Annotated in this window: 24 protein-coding genes and 1 pseudogene; 9 read left to right on the top strand and 16 right to left on the bottom strand. The window is 43.0% G+C overall.

All coding sequences use genetic code 11. The annotated features are described in order from the left end of the window. Positions 1–35 precede the first annotated feature (35 nt). The 6 genes from znuC to KPL72_RS01920 all read right to left on the bottom strand — a co-directional run bounded on the left by znuC (position 36) and on the right by KPL72_RS01920 (position 7678). Entirely contained in the window at positions 36–824 is a 789-nt protein-coding gene (znuC, locus tag KPL72_RS01945; RefSeq protein ID WP_212917317.1) for a zinc ABC transporter ATP-binding protein ZnuC, read from the bottom strand. Then, the gene (locus KPL72_RS01940; RefSeq protein WP_219701584.1) at positions 821–1321 is read right to left on the bottom strand and encodes a Fur family transcriptional regulator; all 501 of its coding nucleotides are present in this window, start codon (positions 1319–1321) and stop codon (positions 821–823) included. Before KPL72_RS01940 ends, znuC begins: the two co-directional genes overlap by 4 nt. Continuing rightward, entirely contained in the window at positions 1321–2298 is a 978-nt protein-coding gene (locus KPL72_RS01935) for a nickel/cobalt transporter (RefSeq protein ID WP_219701582.1), read from the bottom strand. The genes KPL72_RS01940 and KPL72_RS01935 overlap by 1 nt, the downstream gene beginning before the upstream one ends. Before the next feature lie 114 nt (positions 2299–2412). Then, complete coding sequence (locus tag KPL72_RS01930) at positions 2413–3033, bottom strand: MarC family protein (protein WP_212917314.1); 621 nt, start codon at positions 3031–3033, stop codon at positions 2413–2415. Between the two features lie 343 nt (positions 3034–3376). After that, positions 3377–6484, bottom strand: a complete 3108-nt coding sequence (locus KPL72_RS01925) for an efflux RND transporter permease subunit (RefSeq protein WP_219701581.1) — start codon at positions 6482–6484, stop codon at positions 3377–3379. 51 nt (positions 6485–6535) lie between these two features. Continuing rightward, positions 6536–7678 carry an efflux RND transporter periplasmic adaptor subunit gene (locus KPL72_RS01920; RefSeq protein WP_212917312.1) on the bottom strand — a complete coding sequence of 381 codons (1143 nt, stop codon included), beginning with the start codon at positions 7676–7678 and terminating at the stop codon, positions 6536–6538. Positions 7679–7923: 245 nt separating this feature from the next. On the opposite strand from KPL72_RS01920, the gene KPL72_RS01915 reads away from it, so the two are divergent. Continuing rightward, positions 7924–8478, top strand: coding sequence for a TetR/AcrR family transcriptional regulator (locus KPL72_RS01915; protein WP_219701580.1), 555 nt, complete (start codon positions 7924–7926; stop codon positions 8476–8478). Positions 8479–8501: 23 nt separating this feature from the next. Here KPL72_RS01915 and KPL72_RS01910 read toward each other — a convergent pair whose 3' ends face one another. The 3 genes from KPL72_RS01910 to KPL72_RS01900 form a co-directional block, all read right to left on the bottom strand. Beyond that, positions 8502–9137 carry a LysE family translocator gene (locus tag KPL72_RS01910; RefSeq protein ID WP_219701579.1) on the bottom strand — a complete coding sequence of 212 codons (636 nt, stop codon included), beginning with the start codon at positions 9135–9137 and terminating at the stop codon, positions 8502–8504. A gap of 95 nt (positions 9138–9232) precedes the next feature. Then, positions 9233–9799, bottom strand: a complete 567-nt coding sequence (locus KPL72_RS01905) for a DUF1007 family protein (protein ID WP_249422042.1) — start codon at positions 9797–9799, stop codon at positions 9233–9235. Positions 9800–9824: 25 nt separating this feature from the next. After that, positions 9825–10787: a homoserine kinase gene (locus KPL72_RS01900; protein WP_219701578.1), complete on the bottom strand. Its 963-nt coding sequence runs from the start codon at positions 10785–10787 to the stop codon at positions 9825–9827. A gap of 246 nt (positions 10788–11033) precedes the next feature. Between KPL72_RS01900 and KPL72_RS01895 the strand changes: the two genes are divergently transcribed. The 3 genes from KPL72_RS01895 to KPL72_RS01885 all read left to right on the top strand — a co-directional run bounded on the left by KPL72_RS01895 (position 11034) and on the right by KPL72_RS01885 (position 15959). Beyond that, positions 11034–12128 carry a GGDEF domain-containing protein gene (locus KPL72_RS01895; RefSeq protein WP_249422041.1) on the top strand — a complete coding sequence of 365 codons (1095 nt, stop codon included), beginning with the start codon at positions 11034–11036 and terminating at the stop codon, positions 12126–12128. 142 nt (positions 12129–12270) lie between these two features. After that, positions 12271–15006, top strand: coding sequence for a DNA polymerase I (gene polA, locus KPL72_RS01890; protein ID WP_219701805.1), 2736 nt, complete (start codon positions 12271–12273; stop codon positions 15004–15006). Positions 15007–15038: 32 nt separating this feature from the next. Then, a complete protein-coding gene (locus tag KPL72_RS01885; protein WP_219701577.1) occupies positions 15039–15959 on the top strand; it encodes a TIR domain-containing protein in 921 nt (306 codons plus the stop codon). A gap of 57 nt (positions 15960–16016) precedes the next feature. On the opposite strand, the gene KPL72_RS01880 is transcribed toward KPL72_RS01885, so the two are convergent. Further along, the gene (locus tag KPL72_RS01880) at positions 16017–16229 is read right to left on the bottom strand and encodes a hypothetical protein (RefSeq protein WP_219701576.1); all 213 of its coding nucleotides are present in this window, start codon (positions 16227–16229) and stop codon (positions 16017–16019) included. A gap of 377 nt (positions 16230–16606) precedes the next feature. Here KPL72_RS01880 and KPL72_RS01875 point away from each other — a divergent pair, with 377 nt between their 5' ends. Further along, the gene (locus tag KPL72_RS01875; RefSeq protein ID WP_219701574.1) at positions 16607–17311 is read left to right on the top strand and encodes a hypothetical protein; all 705 of its coding nucleotides are present in this window, start codon (positions 16607–16609) and stop codon (positions 17309–17311) included. 581 nt (positions 17312–17892) lie between these two features. On the opposite strand, the gene KPL72_RS01870 is transcribed toward KPL72_RS01875, so the two are convergent. After that, positions 17893–18780 (bottom strand): DMT family transporter, encoded by an 888-nt coding sequence (locus KPL72_RS01870; RefSeq protein WP_219701572.1) that lies wholly within the window; start codon positions 18778–18780, stop codon positions 17893–17895. 254 nt (positions 18781–19034) lie between these two features. Between KPL72_RS01870 and KPL72_RS01865 the strand changes: the two genes are divergently transcribed. Continuing rightward, positions 19035–19631: a hypothetical protein gene (locus KPL72_RS01865; RefSeq protein ID WP_219701570.1), complete on the top strand. Its 597-nt coding sequence runs from the start codon at positions 19035–19037 to the stop codon at positions 19629–19631. A 56-nt stretch (positions 19632–19687) separates the two neighbouring features. Next, entirely contained in the window at positions 19688–19837 is a 150-nt protein-coding gene (locus KPL72_RS01860; protein WP_219701568.1) for a DUF2256 domain-containing protein, read from the top strand. Positions 19838–19888: 51 nt separating this feature from the next. Here the strand turns inward: KPL72_RS01860 and KPL72_RS21475 are convergent. Further along, positions 19889–20362, bottom strand: a pseudogene (locus KPL72_RS21475) (methyl-accepting chemotaxis protein); the annotation flags it as partial. A gap of 940 nt (positions 20363–21302) precedes the next feature. On the opposite strand from KPL72_RS21475, the gene KPL72_RS01850 reads away from it, so the two are divergent. Next, complete coding sequence (locus KPL72_RS01850) at positions 21303–21686, top strand: SpoIIAA family protein (protein ID WP_219701566.1); 384 nt, start codon at positions 21303–21305, stop codon at positions 21684–21686. Positions 21687–21770: 84 nt separating this feature from the next. Here KPL72_RS01850 and KPL72_RS01845 read toward each other — a convergent pair whose 3' ends face one another. The 4 genes from KPL72_RS01845 to KPL72_RS01830 form a co-directional block, all read right to left on the bottom strand. Beyond that, a complete protein-coding gene (locus tag KPL72_RS01845; RefSeq protein WP_219701565.1) occupies positions 21771–21998 on the bottom strand; it encodes a hypothetical protein in 228 nt (75 codons plus the stop codon). Between the two features lie 34 nt (positions 21999–22032). Beyond that, positions 22033–22542 carry a DUF1240 domain-containing protein gene (locus KPL72_RS01840; protein ID WP_219701563.1) on the bottom strand — a complete coding sequence of 170 codons (510 nt, stop codon included), beginning with the start codon at positions 22540–22542 and terminating at the stop codon, positions 22033–22035. After that, positions 22539–23393, bottom strand: coding sequence for a hypothetical protein (locus tag KPL72_RS01835; protein ID WP_219701561.1), 855 nt, complete (start codon positions 23391–23393; stop codon positions 22539–22541). The genes KPL72_RS01840 and KPL72_RS01835 overlap by 4 nt, the downstream gene beginning before the upstream one ends. 143 nt (positions 23394–23536) lie before the next feature. Continuing rightward, positions 23537–24253 carry a metal-dependent hydrolase gene (locus tag KPL72_RS01830; protein ID WP_219701559.1) on the bottom strand — a complete coding sequence of 239 codons (717 nt, stop codon included), beginning with the start codon at positions 24251–24253 and terminating at the stop codon, positions 23537–23539. 202 nt (positions 24254–24455) lie between these two features. Here KPL72_RS01830 and mtgA point away from each other — a divergent pair, with 202 nt between their 5' ends. Next, on the top strand, positions 24456–25133 hold the full coding sequence (gene mtgA / locus KPL72_RS01825) for a monofunctional biosynthetic peptidoglycan transglycosylase (protein WP_219701557.1): 678 nt from the start codon (positions 24456–24458) through the stop codon (positions 25131–25133). Positions 25134–25195: the final 62 nt, after the last annotated feature.

The following is a 25195-nucleotide window of genomic DNA, read 5'->3' as shown; positions in this document are numbered from 1 at the left end:
ATTACGAACTCCAAAATCTGCTAACTTAGGTGTGATTAGTGATGATTACACTGAGAATGATCGTGGCTATGAGCATCACCACCGTCTGACAAAATACTGCCGTGTTCATCATGCACATGATCATGCTGATGGGCATAAATTGCGATGGATTCGTCTGCCCCTGGCACACCAAACAAAGCTTGATAAGCTGGGTGACCAGTCACGTGTTGTGGGCTACCCGAACAGCACACATGCTGATTGATACACACCACGGTATCGGTTTTCGCCATCACCAAATGTAAATCATGGGAAACCATCAGCACACCGCAATTTAGCTCATTACGAATGCCTTCAATCAGATTATAAAGTTCCACTTGCCCATTCACATCCACGCCTTGCACTGGTTCATCAAGTACCAATAAATTCGGTCGGTTCAACAAAGCGCGAGCCAATAATACGCGCTGCGTTTCGCCACCTGACAACACATGAACCTGAGACTGAAGCAAATGACCAATGCCCAATTTTTCCAAGGTAGGCAAAATTTGCTGTTTATCAACACCCCGTACCAAAGCTAAAAAATGCTTTACCGTTAATGGCAAGGTCGGATCGATATGCAACTTTTGCGGCATATATCCGATTCGCAAGGTTTTGTGTCTTACCACTTCACCTGATGTGGCCTCTTGTAGACCGAGTAAGGTACGAATCAGCGTACTTTTACCGCTACCATTTGGGCCAATCAAGGTAACAATCTCGCCTTCACTGATGGTCATATCTATGTTTTCGAGCAAGACTCGGCCATCAAACGAGATACCAATTTTGTCAAAAGCGACCAATCGTTTGCTCACGCGCTTGCTCCTACTGATTTTTCCTTACATTTCGCGCACAAACCCGTTAATTCAATGGTTTCAGCGCGTAATTCAAAACCTTGATGTGCGGCTTTTTCGATTAGCGCAGCATGAATATCTTGGTAATCAAACTCCATGACATTGTGGCATTCGTCGCAAATCAAGAAGTAGCCTTTGTGAGCTTTGTCTGCATGGGCACAACCAAGGTAGGCATTCATCGATTCCACTTTGTGAATAAGTCCTGCGCCTAATAGAAAATCCAATGCTCGATAAACCGTTGGTGGCGCCGAATTAAAACCTTCTTCGGCTAACTTCGCCAATAGCTGATAAGCACCAAGTGGACGATGACTTTCCCAGATCAATTCTAATGCGCGGCGACGTACTTTCGTTAATCGCTGGCCTTGCTCTGCACACAGAGTTTCTGCGGTTTCTAGTGCGGTATCAATACAGTCATTATGGTTATGGTGGCTGTGTTGATGAAAGTCTTCATGTTTCATTAGAAAGCCCTTCCTGCATTGCTGATGTAACTCCAAATCATGGAGGTACTGATTATTATCAAAGCGAAAGCGGCAAGAAAACCAAAGGTGCGCGACACTCGCTGTCGCCAAACACGATGCTCACTACTTAACGCAAAACCGGTATCACGAACAAAAACACTGACACCCGCCAAAGCAGCGACAGTAATAGCAGTACCTAAGGCCATGGCAAAGGTTGCCACCAAGCCCCAAACAAAAATGCCCGTGCTCAAAGAAAACAACAAAACCAAAATAGCTCCAGTGCAAGGACGAATCCCCACCGCAGCCACCATAGCCCAAATACTGCGACGGGCGGTTTTCGCTTCATTCGCGTGATGCGAACAACAAGCGTGATCATCAGAATGACCGTGTGAGTGACCATGACCGTCATGGCTATGCCCATAATGTGCGTGATCGTGGCTGTGATGCTCTTCTAGGTGATCTTGCGAGTGATCATGTCCACAACCAGACTGGCCGCGTAATAAACGTACAAGAATCCACACACCAATCAAGCCAACCGCTGCAAAGCTCGCCACTTCAAAGAAACGACTGATTTGCATGGCCTTTCCCGCCAAAGAAAATACTTGGCTAAGTACCACAATAACCAATACAGCCATCACAGCCTGAACACCCGCACACAAAAACGCTAGGCTAATACCACGACGCAACGGTGCTTTGCTCGCCAGCATATAAGCAGAAATAACCGCCTTGCCATGACCAGGACCTGCCGCGTGAAAAACGCCATAGAAGAAGCTTGTAGAGATTAACCCCCACAATAAAACCGGACTGCCGCCCTTGCTGATAGAGCGAACTAAAGACACTAATTCACGATGAAAAGTGGCTTGTTGAGAAATAATCCACTGAATAAAATCTTGATAAACCGCAAAGTCCATCGCAGCATAAAGAGGCGAGCTAAGACATAAAAAAGATAACAATAAAAAAACGACGTTCTTTGCCATAATTGGCTCTCACCGAGATTGGATAGAATTTTGTTATGATATAACAAGTAAAACCCAAGGAGAAGCCAAAGCCAAGAAACGCCGCATTTTGTACAAAGTTTAATTCATAACCACTTAGCTAGCGGCTGAAGTCACTGGCTGTAAAAAGCCCATGACACCACTCATAAATATCTGCGCAGCCATGGCCGCCAAAATCAAACCGGTAATCTTAGACAAAACGTTTAAGCCTGTTCGACCAAGCATTTTTTCAATCAAAGAACCGGAATACAAAATAATCGCCAGAGTACCCAACGCCAACAACAAACCACACAAGCCGATGAACAAATCCCAGCCTTGCAATTCAGCGCCGTAAACCAGAATGGTACCAATGGTCGCAGGTCCAATAATTGTCGGGACCGCTAATGGTACAACAGACACATCATCACGTTCTTCGCTTGGCATGCCAACCGCATGATTACGCGTACCATCACGCACCAAACTCAAGGCAGACATAAACAGCAAGATACCAGAGCCAATACGGAAAGAATCCAGAGTGATGCCTAATACAGCAAACAAACTGCCGCCAAAAAACAACAACACAATTGAAATCACCACAGAGGCAATAATCGCTTTATTCGCCACTTTTCGACGCGATGCAGACGATTCTCCACGGGTTAACGCAAGAAACATAGACAACACAAAAAACGGTGCGAAAAGAAAGAAAAACTTAATCCAAGTTGAAATCAATAAACTCATTTAGAAGAATCACCAGAAAAGCAGGCAGCAAAACCGCATACTTATTGAGGCCTTTGTATAGCGTCACAAGCAAAGCCAAGACAGATCAAAGGTCTCTTATTATCTAAAGCCCTATCTTATATTGCTAGGACTCACCCAATTTACCGAGCTTGTGGCACAGCAAATATTTATCTGAAAACAGTCTCTATTTAAGGACCGTCTTTCTAAAAGAACACAAGTGAACCAGAAGAACTCAGACGAAGGTATTCTAGCAAAGAATCATAAATAATGAGGAGCAAATCACATTGCATAACAAAGAAAAGCCGACATAAAGTCGGCTTTTCGAACAAAGATTTAGAATATCTTATTGGTCTGTTTTATTTGGCGTTTTGAAACGTCCAAGCACCCAAGTAAAGAATACTGGCACAAACAATACGCCTAACAGTGTGGCAGAGATCATGCCACCGATAACACTCACACCTAAGGAATGCTGACTTGCGGCACCTGCTCCTGAAGCTAGCGTTAACGGCACTACCCCTAAAATAAAGGCCATAGACGTCATAATGATTGGTCTAAAGCGCAACTTAGCGGCTTGAATTGCGGCATCTTTTAACGAATAGCCCTGTTGATAAAGGTCTTTGGCAAACTCAACAATCAATATCGCATTCTTCGCCGACAAACCAATAATCGTAATCAGACCCACTTTAAAGTACACATCATTTGACATACCAGTCAGGAATACAGCAAGAACCGCTCCCAATGCACCAATCGGAATAATTAAAATAACCGACAATGGAATAGACCAACTTTCGTACAAGGCAACCAACAGCAAGAAAACCACCAAAATAGAAATAGTTAGTAGCATTGGTGCTTGTGAACCCGCGGCTTTTTCCTGATACGACAAGCCAGTCCACTCATAGCCAATACCTTTTGGCAACGTGCTAATGATACGCTCAATCTCAGCCATCGCTTCACCAGAACTGTGTCCAGGTGCTGGGCTACCTGAAATTTTAAATGCTGGATAACCATTGTAACGAGATACCTGAACCGGCCCCATTTCCCATGAACTATTCGCAAAAGAACGCATAGGAACAAGATTGCCTTCGTCATTCAATACCTGTAGCTCTAGAACACGCTCTGGTGTCATACGGTCTTCGACATCAGCTTGAACAACAACACGTTGTAAACGACCAGCATTGGTAAAGTCATTCACCGTTGCAGAACCATAGGCCGTAGAAACCGCGTTATTGATGGATTCAAAACCCACACCAAGCGCTGTCGCTTTTTTACGGTCTATATCAATTCTAAGCTGCGGAGCATCTTCTAAGCCTTCCATCATGGCATAAGCAATAATTGGAGACGCGTTCGCTTGACCTAGAACAACATTACGAGCATTGGTAAGCGCTTCTCGACCCAGATTACTTCGGTCTTGCAATCGCAATGAAAAACCACCTGAGTTACCCATACCTTCGATCGGTGGCGGTGGAACTGCCATAGAACGACCATCGGAAATGCTGCCAGCGAACTGGCTATAAGCCCCAATTTCATCGAACAAAGATTCTTCTCGTTCAGACCAATCAGTAAAGGTCGGGAATAGCAAACCGGCATTCGCCCCCATTCCAGAGAAACTAAAGCCCATTACAGCAACCACATTCTCGACTGCATCGCGCTGCCCTAAGAACTGCTCTACGTCTTTCATTGTATCGTCAGTTCGAGAGAACGTTGCCCCTGCTGGAAGCTGCAAATCGACGATCATGTAACCTTGGTCTTCCGTTGGTACAAAAGATTCTGGCAAACGCACATAGGCATAACCAAGACCAATAATAAGCACCAGATAAACCAACATGAAACGTCCAGAACGATTCACTAGCTTGCCATTTAATGTAGAGTAGCGACGAGTTAAACCTGCAAACTTGCGGTTAAACCAACCAAAAAAGCCACCCTTCTCATGATGCTCTTCTTTGTTAATTGGTTTCAATAAGGTTGCACACAACGCAGGCGTAAAGGTTAACGCCAAGATACCGGACAACATGATAGAAACAGCAAGCGACATAGAGAACTGCTGATAAATAATACCTACGGATCCGCTCATAAAGGCAAGCGGCACAAATACCGCCGATAGCACCAAGGTGATACCCACAATGGCACCAGACACTTGACCCATGGCTTTGATCGTTGCCTCTTTCGGAGAAAGCCCTTCTTCCACCATGATACGTTCGACGTTCTCGACCACTACAATGGCGTCATCCACCAAAATACCGATAGCGAGCACCATACCGAACATAGTCATCATGTTCACCGAGAAACCCATCAAAGACATCACAGCAAAGGTTCCCAAAATACAAACAGGAACAACGATAGTCGGAATTAAGGTATAACGTAAATTCTGCAAGAACAGCAGCATTACAAGGAAAACTAAGACAATAGCCTCAACTAAAGTACTAATTACTTTTTCAATTGCTGCACTAACGAATTTAGACGTGTCATAAGGGAAACTAATTTGAATATCATCTGGAAAGTTCGCTTCTAATTCAGCTACGCGGGCTTTTACTGCCTTCACTGTTTCAATAGCGTTTGCACCAGGTGATAACTGAACCGCACCCATGATAGCCTTTCGTCCATTAAGGCGGGTTTCAAAATTATAGTCCTGCTTACCCAACTCAACACGAGCAACGTCTTTCAAATACACAGCAGAACCATCAGGATTACTCTGAAGCACAATATTGCCAAACTCTTCAGGGTCCTCCAAAAAGCCTTTCACCACTATACTAGCCGTTAGCTCTTGCGTGTCATCCGCTGGTCTACCACCAAAACTACCAGCAGGAACCTGGGCGTTTTGGTTTCTAATAGCTGTATTAACATCACCAATTGATAAACCGTAACTCAACAGTTTTTCAGGCGATACCCAAACACGCATAGAGGCTTCAGTACCAAAGTATTGCAGTTTACCCACACCCTCTACACGACGAATATTATTGTTGATATTTCGTGCAGCATAATCTGCCAAAGTCACAATACTTTTGGACGAATCATCACCTTTAAAAGTCAAAGCATAGATCATCAAAAAGCCAGAACTGGCTTGGTCAACTTGCACACCCTGAGCAATAACACTGCTCGGTAAGCGCGCTTCTGCTTTTTTGAGGCGATTTTGTATGTCAACCTGAGCCAAATCAGGATCAGTGCCTGGTTCAAAAGACGCCGTAATTTGTGCAATACCATTTGCATTACTAGAAGAATCAAAATAGAGCAAACCTTTCGCACCATTTAACTCTTCTTCGATAACACTGGTTACCGAGTCTACTAAAACTTGTGCAGATGCACCTGGATACGTCGCTGTGATTTCAACCTGAGGAGGAGCAACCACCGGAAATTGCGACACAGGCAAAGTTGGTAAAGCAAGAAGCCCCGCCAGCAAAATAAAGATAGCCATTACCCAAGCAAAATTGGGTCGTGCAATAAAGAAATTAGACATGTATTAAGCCTCTAAAAACGTCTTAATAGTTAAGGTAAAATGAGCAATGAACTAAGTATTAGAGGCTACTTTAGCGGAAGCCGTTACCTTCTCTCCCGCTTGATACATACCTGCATTATCAATAATCACTTTATCACCAGCATTTAATCCTTCCGTAATACGCCATAAATCTTTCGACATTGAACCTGTCACAACTGAACGAGACTCCACTGTGTTTTGATCATTGACGATATAAACAAACGCACCATTATTACCACGCATAACAGCACGTTGAGGGATCAAGATAGCTTGAGCAGAATGGGACTGCACGGCTTCAACACGAACATACATCCCTGGGAGTAACACTTTATCGGCATTTGAAAACAGGCCACGTAGTACAACATTACCCGTTTTTTCATCAACCTGACTGTCAGAAAATAACAACTTTCCTTCAAAAGCCTTACCGTAGCCATCTAATTTAGCCATCAATTTAGCACTATTGGCAGACGCACTTTCTTCTACAGATTGACGATATTTCAGCGTATCAGTAACGGATTGAGTGAAATCGATATAAACAGGATCAAGCTGCTGAATGGTGGCTAACAGAGTGGTATCACTCTGCCCTACCAACATACCTTCACTTACATTCGCGCGGCCGATGCGACCAGAAATCGGCGCTCTCACCGTTGCGTATTCAAGGTTAAGCTCAGCATTCGCCACATCGGCTTTCGCTGAAGCCACCGAAGCTTTTGCACTCAAATATGCAGCTTGTGCTGCATCAAAAATTTGCTTGCTGACCGCTTGAGATTTCACAAGAGGCGCGTAACGATCAACCAATGCTTTTGCATCAAACAAAGTGGCTTCCGCCATTGCTAAATCGCCCTTGGAACGAGCAAGAGCAATTTTTAATGACGCAGGATCGATTTCAAACAACACATCTCCCGCTTTAACATCAGAACCCTCAACAAAGGTTCTATGCAAAACAATGCCTGGTACACGAGCTCGTACCTCTGCCTCACGAATAGGTTCAACTCGTCCGGGCAAAATAGCATTTTCTTCATATTCAACAGGTTGCACAGTGCTTACTGTGGCTGGTCGTGCACTTGGAGGAGGACTGGCTTGAGCCTCTGGCTCACTTTGGGTGCAGCCAGACACAACAATTAACACTGCTAATACTGGTAGCAACGCTCGCCCATTTTTTAGAATTCGCATCATTAGTTCATACCTTAAATTTTTTGCCAGAGATAAAACATCCTCAAATAGTATTAAAACAGATCATATGAATCTATAGTGATTCATATGATCTGTTTTAAATTCACTTTTTTTCTGCTTTTTACCCTAATATAAGAGTTCACATACTAGATATTCCGCGTAAAATCCCTTGCATAAAAAGCGGGATTCTGAACATAACCACTGATAAACCTGAAATATGGTCATTTAAAGACAAACTGGATATTGATATGACAGAACACGAAACAAACAATGCATTTCAGAACGCTCTAGCACTTGCATTAGTTGAGCACCCACGAGCGTCATTGCAAGAACTCGCCTGTGCTGTAGGGGTCAGTAAAGCGACCTTATATCGTTTCTGCCCTACTAGAGAAAGTTTGCTTGATAGATTACAAAACAGCAGCGTAAATGCATATGCGCAGGCGATCCAAGAAGCAAACCTAGAAACAGCAGAGCCACGAGAAGGGGTTCGTAAACTACTAGAAAATTGCTATAAAAATAAAGAGTTAACCCTCTTTACCATCCAGCATTGGCAGCCTGAACAAATAGAAAACAGTAAGTGCATACAGGCACAAGAAAAACTCGATGCATTTTTCTTAAAAGGGCAGCAAAGCGGCCACTTTCGAGTAGACATTAGTGCCGCTGCCATTACCGAGTGCTTCCATGGTTTATTATTTACTATGATAGAAGCAGAACGATTAGGACGAGTGCCCAGAACAAGAGTACTAACAATTATAGAGCTAGTACTCTTAGAAGGCGTCAGTGTACCTTCAAGCACAACCTAAAATCGAAGTGTAACAATAGATAGTTAACGTTGGCTAAGAGCGAGTTTCACGCCAAAGCCCAACAGCAATATGCCAGTTAAGCCATCTAAAATGAACGCCACTTTTGGTCGAGCCAACCAAACTCGCGCCTTATGAACCATAAGCGCAAGAAACGTTTGCCACAGCATCGCTATGATAAAATGCAATGAGGCCATAAAAAGTGATTGAGCCAATGCTGAATGGCTAGGATCAATAAACTGCGGCAGAAACGCCATATAGAAGATAATTGGCTTTGGATTCAGTACGTTAGACAAAACGCCTTGGCGAAAACTGCCCCACGCCGTCAATAGTTTAGGATTTTTGGCGTCTTTAAAGGTCATACCAACGGGGTTCACTGCACTGCGAATGGCTTGCACACCTAAGTACACTAGATAAGCAGCACCTACCAGCTTAAACGCAGTGAACAAACCAGCAGAACCAAGCAAAATCACCGACAAACCTAACGCCGACACCGTCGCATGAGCGAACAATCCCATGCAAATACCTAAGCTGGTCAAAAAGCCCAAACGCCAGCCACCAGACGCCGCGTTACGCATAACCAAAATAGTATCCACACCTGGACTCATCGTAAGCACAGTGATGGCAGCTAAAAAAGGCAACCATTGGAAATGTTCTAACATGTACTTCAGCCTTTATTTATAGGTTATAAGTGAGCATTTTGAGTCTATTTTTAACAAAGTATTGGCAAGCGCAGTAGTCGAGTAAAAGTCTCAACTTAGGGTTTGCAAGTCACATCCACCCAAACCGCAACAGAGGTTTCCGTTGCTTCACGTTCAATTGGCGTACAAATTTCAGATAACGCGCCAGACAAACTTACCAAGCCTTCTTCTAAAGGTTCCATGGCAAAATACAATTCGTCATCACCAAAGGCCAAACTCAAGGTCGATGTTTCAAGATTTACCGGAGTGGGTAAATCGATACCCAAGCGAATCCACAACATCTGATCGCGAATGCGAACATCGATAATACGTACGCCTTTTGGCACTAAATCAACACCATCTTGCTTCATTTTGATAAAAAAACCGTACTTATCAAAACTCTTTAACACCTCGATCATGTCGAGCTTTTCTTGACCTTTTAACTCTCCGTCGCCGTCCACATCGTATTCGGCAATCAAACTGGTAGATGTAAAAAGATCCAAGCTCCACGTTGCTTCAAGCGTGTTAATACTCGCTTGGTCTACCTTGACTCGATACTGAGAATCCACCCAAACATGAGGATGCGCCATGGCCGACCCAGCAAACAGAGCGGTAACGCATAAACACAACAGAAAACGCATCATACTGTGACCTTTTAAAAACCGTGCTTTATTGAAATTCAACTAGGCTCGGTGTGAAGTGCACTCTTGCTTCCAAAATACGCTGAAACTCTAACGGGTCATGCTGTTGCGCCAAACGCTCTGGATCATGCTTCGCACCATGCCATGCTTCCAAGCGAGACAACCAAAAACGTAAAGCAGCAATTTTTAGCATATAAGGCCAAGCCAGCACTTCTTCTGGGCTGGCTTCACGCTCATGCAAATAGGCTTTTATCAACGCCTTATATTTGGCTTTATCCAATTCGCCTGTCTTCATATCTGAACACCAATCATTCACCACTATTGCCAAATCGTACATAACCCAAGAATGACAAGCGTTGTAGAAATCGATAATGGCAGACAGCTTATTGCCTTCAAACAAGGTGTTGTTGTAGAACAAATCCCCGTGAATCGTGGTCTTGGGCAGGTCTGGATATTGTGCAATGAAGTCATCAAATTCAGTAATCTGTGACAACAATAATTGCGCTTGTTCTGGCTCTAATTCACCAGCAATGGCTTGACTGGTTTTATGCCACCAAGCAACACCACGGTGGCTATCACGATGTACGGGGAAATCTTCACCAGCAATATGTAACTTAGCTAAGGCTTCGCCCATTAATCGGCAAGAAGTTTCATCTGTGCCTTTTAGCTCCCCACCTGGGAAGCAGTCGACAATAATAGTGGGTCGGCCATTTACTTCACGTAGTCGCTCACCATGAATGTCAATCAAAGCAGCTGGAACATTAAAACCTTTGTGTTTTAAATGGGCTACAACGTCTAAAAAGTACGGTACTTCGTCTAAATCAAACTCTTCAAACAAGGTCACCACATACTTTCCAGTAGTTGTCGTCAGAAAGTAGTTGGTGTTTTCTACCCCTCCGGAAATGCCTTGGAACGAAACCAGTTCACCTAAATAATAATCGGCCACTAAGGCGCGCATGTCAGAGTCCGAAAGGGAAGTGTAAACAGCCAAGTTTCTACCTATTGTTGTCTATAAAGAGATGGAATAAAAAATAATTGCCTATGCTCTACAATTAACCCCAAAAGGTCAATTCTAACTAGCGTAAATAGGTCTTTTTCTGTTCGCATTTTGTCGAGCAATTCATTTACCTGTTACAACCCAGTTAATTAAAGAGACATATATTAACCAAGGAACAACAGCAAGTTGATAACAATGCATCTATGATTAAAAAACAGACTCAACCGAAAGCACTCTATAATGATCCATGACGATGAAAAAAAAATCACTGTATCAGCCGTTTATCGGCTACTCATTGCTTCGTTCTTCACCAGTGTAGCCTTCGCTGTTTTTTTTAACATCTACCCTACTGCGCACATCATAGACTCCATCATTCCAAGCATCGACGCTATAGTTCTGCTTACTGTACTGATCTACTATCACTACAGCCCCCATACAGTGATGAATAAAATCATTGTTTTTTTTATCATCTTTTTCATTCTGACCTTTTCACCAACCACTATTTATTATGTATGGATGGCATGGGGGAACGAATGGCGCTTTATTGATGAATACCCCCCGATTACTGGGCTCATTATGGCGATTATCACGCTTAGTGTTATTATGCTGCCAAAGAAATATAAACGTTACATGGTTCTAATGTGGGCATCGATTGCTCTGCCTATTATCTACTATCTACTCAACCATCCTGAGGAGTTACAAACCCCTCGTGGCTATGAACTTATCGGGACATTTGGTCCTGCAAGCTTATTGCTCTACATTGTGTTTCCTTATCAAAAAAGCATTCGTCGACACATCAACAAGGTCACTGACGACTTGCGCCGTTTCGAATTAGAAGCGGGCCGAGATTATTTAACTGATATTTATAACCGTAGAGGATTAACCCTTTGGCTAGGGCAACTCAAATCTGATGATCAAATCGCCATTTTGCTTATCGACGTAGATCACTTTAAAAACATCAATGATCGCCACGGTCACTCGATTGGCGACCGAGTTTTGGTCGAAGTCGCCTCTCGTCTCCGTTCTATTTATTTCGAAAAACACACTATTGCGCGCTGGGGAGGAGAAGAATTTGCCGTCATATTGGTCAATCCAAAAGCGAATACATTGCCTTTTATTGGCTCTATGTTTCAGCACACACTAGGGTCCTTGCCTTACAAATCTGTCGGAAAAGTCACCGTTAGCGTAGGTGTGTCGAAGATTGCACCTCACGACAGTTTTTTAGAACTCATCGACCAAGCTGACAAAGCGCTTTATATCGCAAAAAACAATGGCCGCAATCAATCGATTATATACAGTGAAAGCCTAAAACAACCCTATTCACGAGCTAGTTAAACCCCTCTCACATTAAGCTTTCAAAACTTATCAGGCATTTTGGCTGTAAAAACACGCTCAAACACATAGAATAGACCTCATATTTGCCGATTCACAAAGAGGTTCTATTTTGGCTACGGATTCAACAACACGCACTCCACCTATGGTTTTGGTAGACGGTTCGTCTTACCTTTACCGAGCATTCCACGCGATTCCTCCTATGCACACCAGCGATGGCCAACCGACCAACGCCACGCGTGGGGTGATCAGCATGATCCGCAGCCTAATCAAAACCTACCCAGATTCCCCTATGGTGATCATTTTTGACGCCAAGGGTAAAACCTTCCGTGACGAGATCTACAGCGAATACAAAGCGCACCGTCCACCGATGCCGGACGACTTACGTCCGCAAATCGAACCGATCCACCGCATGGTGGAAGCCATGGGCTTACCACTGGTGATCATCGATGGCGTAGAAGCCGACGACGTAATCGGTACCATCGCCAAACAAGTAGGCGAAGCTGGCCGCGAAGTAGTGGTTTCCACCGGCGATAAAGACATGGCGCAGCTGGTTACCGAAAAAGTCACACTAGTGAACACCATGAACAATACCGTCATGGACATCCAAGGTGTGAAAGATAAGTTCGGTATTCCGCCAGAACTGATCATCGATTACCTTGCGCTGATGGGCGACAAAGTCGATAACATCCCAGGCGTACCTGGCGTGGGCGAAAAAACCGCTCTTGCCTTGCTACAAGGATTGGGCAGTATCAAAGACATCTACACCCGCTTAGACGAGATCGCTGACTTGGGTTTTCGTGGTTCCAAAACCATGAAGCAAAAAATGGAAGACAACAAAGAGATGGCCGAGCTGTCTTACACCTTAGCGACCATCAAATGCGACGTAGAACTGCCTTTCGAACCCCAAGATCTGAAAAACGGCGAAGCCGACAAAGAAACCCTACGCGAATGGTTCACCAAGCTGGAGTTTAAAACTTGGTTATCTGACCTAGACAAAGCACCAAGCGTAGAAACCGCCAGCGATACGGTCGGCAACGACGGTCAGGTGGAAACGCCAGTTAAATCCAACATCGAAGCCAATTACGACACCGTCTTAGACAAAGCAAGTTTCAACAAATGGCTAGAAAAAATCCAAGCCGCCGAACTGGTTGCTTTTGATACGGAAACCACGTCCCTCAATTACATGGCAGCGGAACTGGTAGGCCTGTCCTTCTCCATCAAAGCAGGCGAAGCTGCCTATGTACCTGTTGCCCATGACTACGAAGGCGCACCAGAGCAGCTTGACCGCGATTGGGTGCTAGAGCAGCTTAAACCTTGGCTAGAAGACGACAGCCAAGCCAAAGTCGGCCAGCATCTCAAATACGACGCCAACGTGCTCAACAACTACGACATCACCTTGCGCGGTATCGCTTACGACACCATGCTGGAATCTTACGTTTACAACTCCGTGAGTTCACGTCACGACATGGACACCTTGGCGAGCAAATTTCTCGGCCACACCAACGTGAGCTTTGAAGACATTGCTGGCAAAGGTGCCAAGCAAAAAACCTTCAACCAAATCGACTTAGAAGTCGCCGCATTTTACGCAGCGGAAGACGCCGACATCACCTTGCGTTTGCATCAAGCCATTTGGCCGAAAATCGAAACCACACCAGAATTGGTCAGCATCTTTAAAGACATAGAATGCCCACTGATTCCAGTATTGGCAAAAATGGAACAAACCGGTGCCTTGATCGACCCAGAACTTCTGCATATCCAAAGCAGCGAAATCGCAGGCAAGCTACAAGAGCTAGAAATCAAAGCCCACGAAGAAGCGGGCGAAAGCTTCAACCTAAGCTCGCCAAAACAACTGCAAGTTATCTTGTTCGAAAAACAAGGCTTGCCGGTTATCAAGAAAACACCAAAAGGCCAGCCATCCACCGCTGAACCTATCTTGCAAGAACTGGCGCAAGACTACGAACTGCCACGTTTGATCATGGAACACCGCAGCCTGTCTAAGTTGAAATCCACTTACACAGACAAACTGCCAGAAATGATCCAGAAAACCGGCCGCATTCATACCTCTTACCACCAAGCCATTACCGCCACAGGTCGTTTGTCGTCGACTGATCCGAACTTGCAAAACATCCCGATTCGTTCTGCTGAAGGTCGCCGTATTCGCCAAGCCTTTATCGCGCCTAAAGGCTACAAGTTAGTGGCGGCCGACTACTCACAAGTCGAATTACGCATCATGGCGCACCTGTCCCAAGATCCGGGCTTATTAGACGCGTTTACTAAAGACGCCGACGTGCACAAAGCCACTGCAGCGGAAGTCTTTGAGGTCAGCTTAGAAGAAGTCACCACAGAACAACGCCGCCGCGCCAAAGCCATCAACTTCGGTTTGATCTACGGCATGTCTGCCTTTGGTCTAGCGAAACAGCTTGGCATTGGTCGCCCAGAAGCAGGTAAATACATCAAACGCTACTTCGAACGTTACCCAGGCGTACAGCAATACATGGAAAACACTCGCGAAGGCGCGAAAGAAAAAGGCTACGTGGAAACCATCTACGGCCGTCGTTTATACTTGCCAGACATCAAAGCGAAAAACGCCATGATGCGCCAAGCTGCCGAACGCACCGCGATCAACGCACCCATGCAAGGCTCCGCCGCCGACATCATCAAACGCGCCATGATCAAGATGCACGACTGGCTCGCTGGAACCGACCTAGACGTGAAAATGATCATGCAAGTACACGATGAACTCATCTTCGAAGTCGCCGAAAAAGACCTCGACGCCGCGAAAGAAAAAATCGTCGACATCATGCAAAACAGCAGCACAATCGACGTGCCATTACTTGTGGAAGCGGGAGTTGGAGACAACTGGGACGAGGCGCATTAAGCGCCTTTTTTTACTACAACCTAGGAGTAGAAATGGAATTAGGTAGAACTGAAAAGACTAATATTGAGCGTTATTTCAATATGCCTACTGGGTATGTTTTACATTACTCAAATCGAACTTTTGAAGAGCTTTTTCATGACTTTGGCATAGATATCTATAGCGATTGTTATTCGGAAATGGGTAATTCAAAAGCAAATCGTCTGAGGCTATTTATCAAAAAGAGCCAACCAGACTTGGTAAAGACTGTTCTTTTGAAAATGCTACAAGAAAACGATGATTACGATTCTTCAGCACCTAATTTTTTAACTAATGATGAAAGAGAAAAACGCGTTAAACAAAAGGAGTTGTGTCTACTATCTATAAATAATTTAGATAAAACCAGCCAACCCACGGCGCACTCCGTAACACATCCAAACGTATCATCAAATGACAAACAGCCTATATTCCCGCAGGATCAGCCTCAACCAAGTACTAATTATCAACCGATGACATCTACATTCCCCTCATTTCAAGCTATAGAAAAGCAGAAAGTTTTTATTGTTCACGGACATGATGAACACCTTCTTGTAGAAGTAGAAAACTTATGTCGCAAACTGAATTTAGAGCCAATTGTTTTAAAAGATCAATCTAGTAATGGAGCCACAATAATAGAAAAACTCGAAAATTATAGTAATGCTCATTATGCGATTATTTTGTATACCGAATGCGATGAAGGTCGGAGGGTAGGAACTATAGAAATACGAAAGCGCGCAAGACAAAATGTTATTTTTGAGCATGGGTATTTTATTGGAAAACTCGGTAGAACGAAGGTTGCCTCTTTAATTAAAGGTGATATAGAAATTCAAGGAGATATTGGAGGAGTTGTTTACATAAACTACTCACTGGATTGGAAATATAAACTAGCAAAGGAAATGAAAGACTCTGGGGTTTCCATAGACTTAAATGAGTTATAAAAGAAAAATGCAAAAAAATGTAACCAGTAAACACTTGAAAAAGAACCGATCTATAGTCTATGGATTTTTTGGTCCATCGAGAAAATATTGCACAGATAGTATTACCCTATACTTTCCAACTCTATTAGCTTTATTTTTATGTTTTCCAATACCACAGTACCTAACTCCAATACTAAAAACAAAAGAATTTGACACTCCTGATTTTGAAATATTATCAGGTTTATCAATACATTTAGTTTTGCCACCAATGGTTATGGCATTATTTGCCACAATTATATTATTAATCCTATTCAGTCAATTTTTTATTAGATATTTAGAGGGGAAAAACATTAAAAAAGAACTCTTTAGAAAAAGGGATATTTTATTATGTTCAATTTATACGACATCATTTATATCAATCTATGCTCTAACGATAGCGATGGTATACTTTAACGCGGTATCATTATTTATTGAGGCTCTAAACAACATATAAAGTTATAAAGTTATAAAGTTATAAAGATTTGGAGTCAGACTCTGATAAACCCCTAAAAAATTTCAATATATATCAAAATTCTAGTTCAACATAGAAACGTTTAACAATTGAGAGTAGATAAAAATTACTATCTACAAATTCAAAAACGATATTACTAGCAAGAAGGGTATTCTTGATGACCGAACAGGAACGATTAGAAGCATTTCATAAAGAACTTAATAATGACAAGGGACTCAAATCAAAAAGACAACTCGTAACCTATGTTTCTCTTGTCATCCTTGCAATCAATCTATCTGGTGCAACGATCAAAGAAGCTAACACCTTTCTTTTCAAGATAGAGTTCATTCAGCCTGAAGGGCTTAATATACTACTTGCATTAACTTTGTTTGGCTGCATCGTTCGCTACTTAAATTATTCATATAAACATACGATCAAGCTTTCAGGTTTTTGGAAAGAACGTTTTCTTAGTGACCCTAGAGTACTTGGCTTCCATAGCGACAGTGATAACTATTATGGAATTTTGTCTCCGCTTGCTCAGAAAATTTATGATGATAATTATGACGAATACCAATCAGGTACCATCTCAAACAGCTATAAGGAATATATTTCGCATTGGCTTCCATTTAGTAAAACCTATTCCCAATATTGGTATAACAAACAATATGGTGATGAATTAGGAGAAAGTTTCAATATTCGTAAAAACATCGGCCTAATCAAATTATTTAAACTCTTAACAATAGAATACATCTATCGTATTGAAGCATATTTTAGGTACCCTGAAACACTTGACCTTAAAGCACCGCTTATCATTGCTTCACTTGCTTACATTTCGATATTGATGAAAGGCAAAATACCTGCTTTTATTACTTTTCTCGGATAAATAAAAGTGAACTATTGGACTCAATATGAAAATTAGGCCTTTCATAAAATCCTTTCGATAGAAAATTCCACCCAGGGACAGTCATAGCAATGATATAAAACAGGCATAAAAAAAGAGCATGACAAATGCTCTTTTTTAAAATAAAAAATGATAGTTCGTGGCAGCCCTTTAGCTCTTTGGGGTCAGGGTGACTAAACAATGTTTAGTCTAACCATCAACAATGATGTCACTGGCGAATCATTGGTAGCGTGAGAACATATGGACAATCCAGTAATGAGTCATATGTTAAGCCCTTCTACAGGATCAACTTTAGTACTGACTCCGACGTATTGCAACCGACAACAATCAGTCAATGATAAAGAACCTTCAGGTAGGATGTAAAATAACCAAGATAGTCTGATCGAAAGCTTTTTTTACCCGCGCCCCTAGTGGCTTATAACTTTCTTTGAGTACAAAAAAACTCCTAAGCAAATCAGCTACATCAAGTAGCCTCTTTGAAAGGAGCCGTGTTGCTACAACGTATATAACTGACCACTATGAAGTTCCACGCATATATCTCCAGAATTCGGGGAAGATCAAAACTATTCGCGAGCACGCTGTAAGTAGATCACGTACAGTCCACTGGCAATGACAATGCCCGCTCCTACAATGGTCCATCTGTCCGGTAGTTCGCTAAATACTAAAAAGCCGATAATGGTGGCAAACACCAATAAGCTGTAGTTGAACGGTTGTAATACTGAGGCTGGTGCATACTCTAGTGCTTTCACTAGCAATAGCTGCGCGGCGACACTCATAATCGAGATCACGGCCAATAAAACCCATTCCTGCATGCTTGGTGCTCGCCATGCCGTCATGCCAAAGAGGGTTGCACACACGAAGCCGATCAACGCCATATACAATATGTTGGTATGAAAACCATCACCCGCTGAACTCACCTGACGAGTCACGACGTGGTAACAGGCAAAGCACAGGGCTGCTGTTAATGGTATCAATGACTCAGGTTTAAAGACGTCCAACCCAGGCCGAAGGATAATAAGCGTTCCGGCAAAGCCTACACAAACCGCTAACCACGATTTCATGCTTACCCGCTCCCCTAGGATGGGGGCCGCCAAGGCAATCGCCATCAATGGGAATGCCGCCATCAGCGAATGGGATTCTGCCAAGCCAAGATGACGCAGAGCCAGATTAAAAATCGCAATTTCAGCAATAGATAATACGGAGCGCAATACTTGTAACTTAGGACGAACTGAACGTAATGCATGGCGAATAGTGCTGGTGCGTGACACCCAAACGATGGCAAACAGGGCAAATACCCAATAGCGCACTAATACCACTTGCGCTACAGACATATCCTGCACGAGGATTTTCGTCACGGCATCTTGTGACGCGAATACCAACATCGCGGCTAGGCATAACAATACGCCTTTTCCCACTAAGTTGGAGCCCACTTCCCTGTTCGATGGATTCATTTGGCCATTGCCCTTCTATGGTGTGCTGATTCTTGGATGGTCTCTGGATTGTAAAACATCTCAAAGAACAATTGGACAATTTAGATGTGTTTAAAAATTGGGCGCTAGAAACCATTTAGCTATCGCCTAATAGATAACCCATAATTCACTTTAAACGACCTATCTTGGTGCGAATTTGACGTGTTTTGTTCGTCTAATTCATCATGAAGTCGGTAGAATCGTGTTTTACGGCATGAGATGGAGCAAGGCGGTAGATGGATTTCAATATCAAGCTTATCTTTAGTGGCATCGCAATTGCGTTGGCGCTTGCAGGTTTTATCCCATATATTGCGCTGATCCTACGAGGCAAGGTGAAGCCTCATGTGTTTTCATGGGTAATTTGGGGCATTACCACCACCATTGTATTCTTTGCTCAGCTGGAAGCCGAGGGAGGCATGGGCGCATGGCCCATCGGGCTATCAGGCTTTATTACAATTTTCATTGCTTTCTTAGCGTATATAAAGCGCGGGGATGCCACTATTACAAAGCTGGATTGGGGCTTTTTAGCACTGGCTTTGGCATCTTTGCCACTTTGGTACGTTACCAATGATCCATTGTGGGCTGTGTTGATTCTGACCACGATCGATATGATAGGTTTTGGGCCAACCTTCCGAAAAGCCTATCTTCGCCCTTTTGAAGACAGTCGCGTGTTCTTCATTATTATGATTCTACGCAATGTCTGCTCTGTGGTGGCGTTAGAAGCCTACTCTGTTACCACGGTATTATTTCCATTCTGCTTGGCGGTGGGCTTCTTGATCTTACTAATGATTTTGCAATTCCGTCGCAGTGTGTTGTCGCATCAAGCAGCGTAATTTAAGTAGTGAAAATGCACTGAACCTAAGTCATAGCTGTTTACGTATACACGGCTATGACTCATAAAAAGCTCCATTTACCCGAAAAAATTTGTCCCGTCTGCCAGCGTCCATTTGCCTGGCGTAAAAAATGGGAAAGGGATTGGCCGCAGGTAAAATACTGCTCTGAACGCTGCAAACGCCAAGCAAAAAAAGAAGCGGAGTAATCCACCTCTTTCTATATTAGGTTTGCTGAATTCACTTAAAGAGCTAACTTTCTAAGAGATGGTTTCCTGAAGCTGCATTGAAAGCGCTTTTGTTTCTAGTGTTCGTTCATTAAGGCGCTTTAGTCGCTCATTTACTTCCACCGCCAATTTACCGATATTGATTTGTTTGACGGAGTTTTCGTTAACGAGTTGGTTAATTTCATTCACTTCGCTACAGATTTCAGCCAGAGATTCGCCCGCTTTATTGGTTAGCTCAAAGGTGTTTTGTACCGACTGAACACTGCCATCTATGTTGTTAACCGCTTCTGTCACGCCCTTTTGAAGGCTTTCAATCATGGCTTGAATATCTTGAGTGGATTGTTTGGTTTTGCTAGCAAGATTGCGAACCTCATCGGCGACGACAGCGAAGCCTCGGCCTTGCTCACCTGCACGAGCCGCTTCAATGGCGGCATTAAGCGCCAACAGATTTGTTTGGTCCGCAATACTTCGAATCACATCCAATACGGATGAGATTTGCGTCGAATTATTAGAAAGCCGATTAATCACTTCCGAAGTAGAGGTAACTTGGTGAGTGAGCTCTTGTAAGACACCTTCAGCCAATTGCAAATTTTGCAGACCTTGATTGGCATCATCCACCAAGGTTCCTACTTTTTGGGTGATGATTTTGGTATTGGCAGCGACACCTTGAATGAGCGGAGCACTATGTTGGCGATGTTCTAGAATTTCCGACAGATCTTTTTCCTGCTTATTGGCAATCTGACTCAGCGCGTCAATTTTACTCTGCAATGATGCTGCGTGCGGTTCAGTTAGTGGCAGATATTCATGTTTAGGAAGTGTTAATTGATGAAGGACATTATCGATCCAAATCGCTAAATCATCCTCCTTCGCTGGCATAGTCAAGGATATATGATTGATTGCGTACTTAGCCACCCCAGCGACAATAGACTGATGCATCTGGTGTTGATAGCGGTACATCTTTAGATAACGAAAAGCGAAAAATATTGCTAATGCTGTGAGTGACCAGATCAGAATTAAACTAATACCCGTTGTCATAAAATCTGTCAGCGTGAGCTGTACCGTAAAAGCGATGGCAATCAGTGTTTCGGCAATCAGCAACCCAATAAATTGCACTTTCTGTCTAGCATCCATGATGAGTTCCTATTTTTATTTTTGTGAACAATGCTTTTAATGAATTTAATCAGACCACAAAACAGATTAAATCAATAATTGTTTATTCGATAACCAATTTCAATTTTGAGATAGCTACTTGAGACATACAGACCTTTCCACACTAAGTATTTAGCTTTACCGACTCTCCCTTTTTCTATTGTCTTTACTGACACTTCTAGTAAAAAACGCAAATTTCACAGTGTTTACTGACTCTCTATGCTGAGTTAATCAACTTTCCTACGGGTAATTTTGTTTTACAGTAACACTATCAACAAGCGCTTCTCAGGAGCTAATTATGTCTACTTACACAAATGGTGTTTCGCTAAAAGCAAAGCGTTATAACGACAAACTGTTACTTAATATGAAGACATCAGGTCACCCAAGTGACATGGATTTCGAAAACATCACACCTCAGTTAGAAGCTGCGATTTATTCTATTCATTCGCCCTATGCCGCTTTGCTGGTGGATATTAGCGAATTCGAAGGTTGGAGTATGAAAAGCGCATGGTCAGAGTTTTTATTAAGCCAAAAGCTGGGGGGTGAGTTTGACCGTATTGCCATCTATGGAAAAAGCCGTTGGCAGAATCGGTTCATTCGTGTGATTAGCTGGTTTATCTCTGCAGACATTAAGGTGTTCAAGCGTAAGAAAGAAGCCACCGACTGGGTTATGTCTTCATAAGCCAGTTTTGGGCGATTCGGAAATAGCTGGCAGAGCAACACAGATAGGCACCGAAGGTTAAGGTGCTGTAAGCCCATTAAACTTCTACTCTGTTGGCTCATCTTTCAAAAAATCCTTCATGTCTTCACTTGAGAACATTTCTTTTAAGTCTTCATCCGTTAATTCTGAGTCTTTGCTCGTATTAATGACAAAGGTTTCACCATCTATCTCAATAGTGTGTGGCTCAAGCTCCAAACCACTGCCCTCAAACGTATCGGGGTCGCCACAGCCTACTATTAGGGCTAACATCGCCACTGCGAGAATAAATTTCATGTCCTCAAATCCCTTTGATTTCCCAGAAAGTCACTTAGTTAAACAAATCATCCCAAGCCTGATCACGCTCTTCATTGATCTCCTTGGTAAAGCTAAGGCATCTATCACTGGTCTCAGTGTAATAGCTAGTGTCGTAGATAGACCAAGTGCCCTTCACTTTGGCACTCTGGCAATTTACATAGCCTAGTTTATTCACATGGTTACTTATCATATGGTCCGTAATAAATGGCATGAAAATAATACAAAAAAAAGAAAAAATGAGTCCATACTTGAAGATAGGAAAGAACCTGTTTGCAATTGAGTCTCCTAAAAAACCTTTCGTAAACATCAAGAGGGTTAAAAACAGTAGCCCTAAACCAGCCCCAAAACCAAAGATACTTCCTCTGTCGTAAGTCATAACGGGGCTGTGGCTCCATATCTGACTTATCAGCATATACATCTGGGACATTGAGTAGAAGATGATCCCTGCGCTAAAACTAAAAAATGCCATAATAACTAGCACTTTATAGATTAAGGACCTTGATTCCGAAGCTTCATTTATCATCTGATTCTAAATCCTTGATTAAATGTGTCCCTAATTACATGGTTTGCTGCATTAATAGCTATTCTTCTGGCAGAAGCAACAACATAATCAAATATAGTTTCTTGAACGTCATCTAATTTCTGATTAATCAATTTAGTAGACCGCTCCGTCAACTCATCCAAACCAGCTACAACTCTTTCAGAAATTTTATACTTAGTGTCAATAGTGTCTAAAACAAAGCTCATAGCAACACCTACAACAAACACTCCTACTAAAGGACCTATTGCTATAGTTGCACCCAAAAACATAGCAGCCCCTTCAGCTGCAAGCATAGAAGCTCCAACAGTGATTCCAATTTTTACAATATCTGTAGCTAAGTTACCAATAAATCCTGTCAGAGTAGCTTCATCTCTTAACACATAATCTGCGATTCTATACGAAGTCATTAACAAAATAGAGACAACACCTCCACTTTTAGCAGCACTAAGTGCTCCACTTCTACCGACGCCTATTGTAATTACTTTAGGGTTTCTAATAGTTTCTGGGTTTGCTATTGCTCTTCTAAATGCGGGGTTTCCCTTTAAAAGAACATGAGGAATTCCGTTATAAATATTGATATAAACTTTCACCTTCCAAGCACCAAGTTCGTCCAAGAGTCTTGCAATGCTGTAAGCATCATCAATCGAAGATTTTGCTCCAGAATATAATGCCATTTTATCTCTAATCAAACTCCATCCGTCATAAATATTTTTTCTAGTTTCTGTATATTTCCTGACAAAAAAAGCTTCCATTTCTTCTATAGATAAAACATGTATCTCATGCTTATTAGCTCGAATTTGATTTGTAAGTCTTTCTTGCTCTGTTTTTGTCATTGATAAAACCTTCCTTGATATTTTATTAGAGTTAAAGTGATGGTAAATGATATCAGACAAAAAACTAATTTTTAAGTAGCTAGCTCTAGTAGGAATTGAAATGGACGAGCAAGTATATTCTTAGAGCTAACCTAAGCACTCCCCTACAACCTGTGTAGGTTGCTCCATTCTTGTGCCAACCAGTCAGGTAAATGTGCAGGGTTAGGCCACCAAGAAAAGGCGGTAAGCCAAGCATCAGCACTTGGGCTTATCCAATAGCCCACAGCACAACCGAATACTAACAGAAGCGACGTCAGCGGCTCGCCCCAGTCGGTGAGCTTCAGCGCAGTACCAAACGAGCGCTTGATACGCATTCCTGAGAGTTCAATACTGTATAACTCGTCTAATGTAAGATGGATTGTCGCGCCTAGGAATATGAAGCCACCAATGCCCCAAGCGGTTTTCGCTTCAAGTGCGAATAAGTGGTAAGCGATAGGCACTGAAAGAGCGGTAAACATGAGGTTAGCAAGCAGACTGTGCAGCGTGCCTCGATGTACGGTGAATTTTTCAAATATTTGTTGTACTGGAAAGCGCACGACTAGGTAGCTGACTATCGCTAAGACGAGTATTTGCCAATGAAGTAGTTTGTCCATCCCAAATGCAATGGCGAGACCTGCGACCAATGCGCCAAACAGTCGAAACACCAATCGAATCGCGGCGGAGTCATCAGCGTCAATATCAGGCAGCAAACCACCCAGCGTTCCAGCCAAGGCGTAAAGAATGGCTTCATTCATGTTGGCAACCCCCATAATAAAAGTGCTTGCTGCCAATGGTGCGCTCAGTATGGCAGCCACAGTAACGTGAGTTTTAAAGTCGGCCATTTGATGTTGCCCTTATTGCGATAATCTAAAGTAAGATGTTGTTTTATATATAATTAAAGGTTATTTGGCGCATACTACAGGAATTGAGTAACAGGATTAAAGGCTGTCGAATGTAAAGGAATCATAAACTTCCAGCCGTTTTTGTTTATACTTAGCCCACTGTGGGCGAGAGCGCCTGATTTAATTGATTAAGAGACAATAAATGGCAAAACGTAAACAAGGTATATTCGGCAGGATTTGGTTTGTTGTATGGCGTTTTTTGCTATTTCTCGTTCTCGTCATATTGTTGTTTCGGTTTGTGCCGCCACCAACAACGGCGTTTATGTTGCAAAGCCCTTATCCAGTGACTCAAGATTGGATCAGCATTGATAAGCTGCCTTCTTACATGCCGTTGGCAGTGGTTGGTTCCGAAGATCAGCGCTTTCCTGAGCACTTCGGTGTCGATTTTGCTGCCATCAGCAAGGCGCTAAGCCAATACGATGATGGCGACGATCTTCGTGGTGCTAGTACGATTACGCAGCAAACTGCGAAGAATCTCTTTCTCTGGTCGGGCCGTAGCTTTGTTCGTAAAGGTCTAGAAGCGGGCTTAGCGATGAGTCTTGAAACGCTTTGGGGTAAAAAACGTATTCTCGAAGTGTATTTAAATATCGCAGAATTCGGCAAAGGTATTTACGGTGTAGAAGCCGCAAGCCAGCATTACTTTGGTCGATCCGCTAGCAAACTGACTTTAGAGCAAGCCGCACGATTGGCTGTGTTATTACCAAGTCCACGCAAACGAGACCCTAATCATTTAACCCCTTACCTTCGCCAACGAGTCGACTGGATTGAACGCCAAATGCAGCAGCTTGGCCCAGACCATTTAAAGCCGATTCTGGAATAGAAAGCACCAGTAGCACACTATTTTTTAAGGGTTCTACTCTTCTTTAAGTGCTAGAATCCGCC

Origin of the sequence: Marinomonas lutimaris (assembly GCF_019426345.1) — a bacterium.
In the GTDB taxonomy this organism is placed as follows: Bacteria; Pseudomonadota; Gammaproteobacteria; order Pseudomonadales; family Marinomonadaceae; genus Marinomonas; species Marinomonas lutimaris.
Note: the sequence above shows the minus strand (reverse complement) of the source record. Positions and strands in the feature narration are given on the sequence as shown.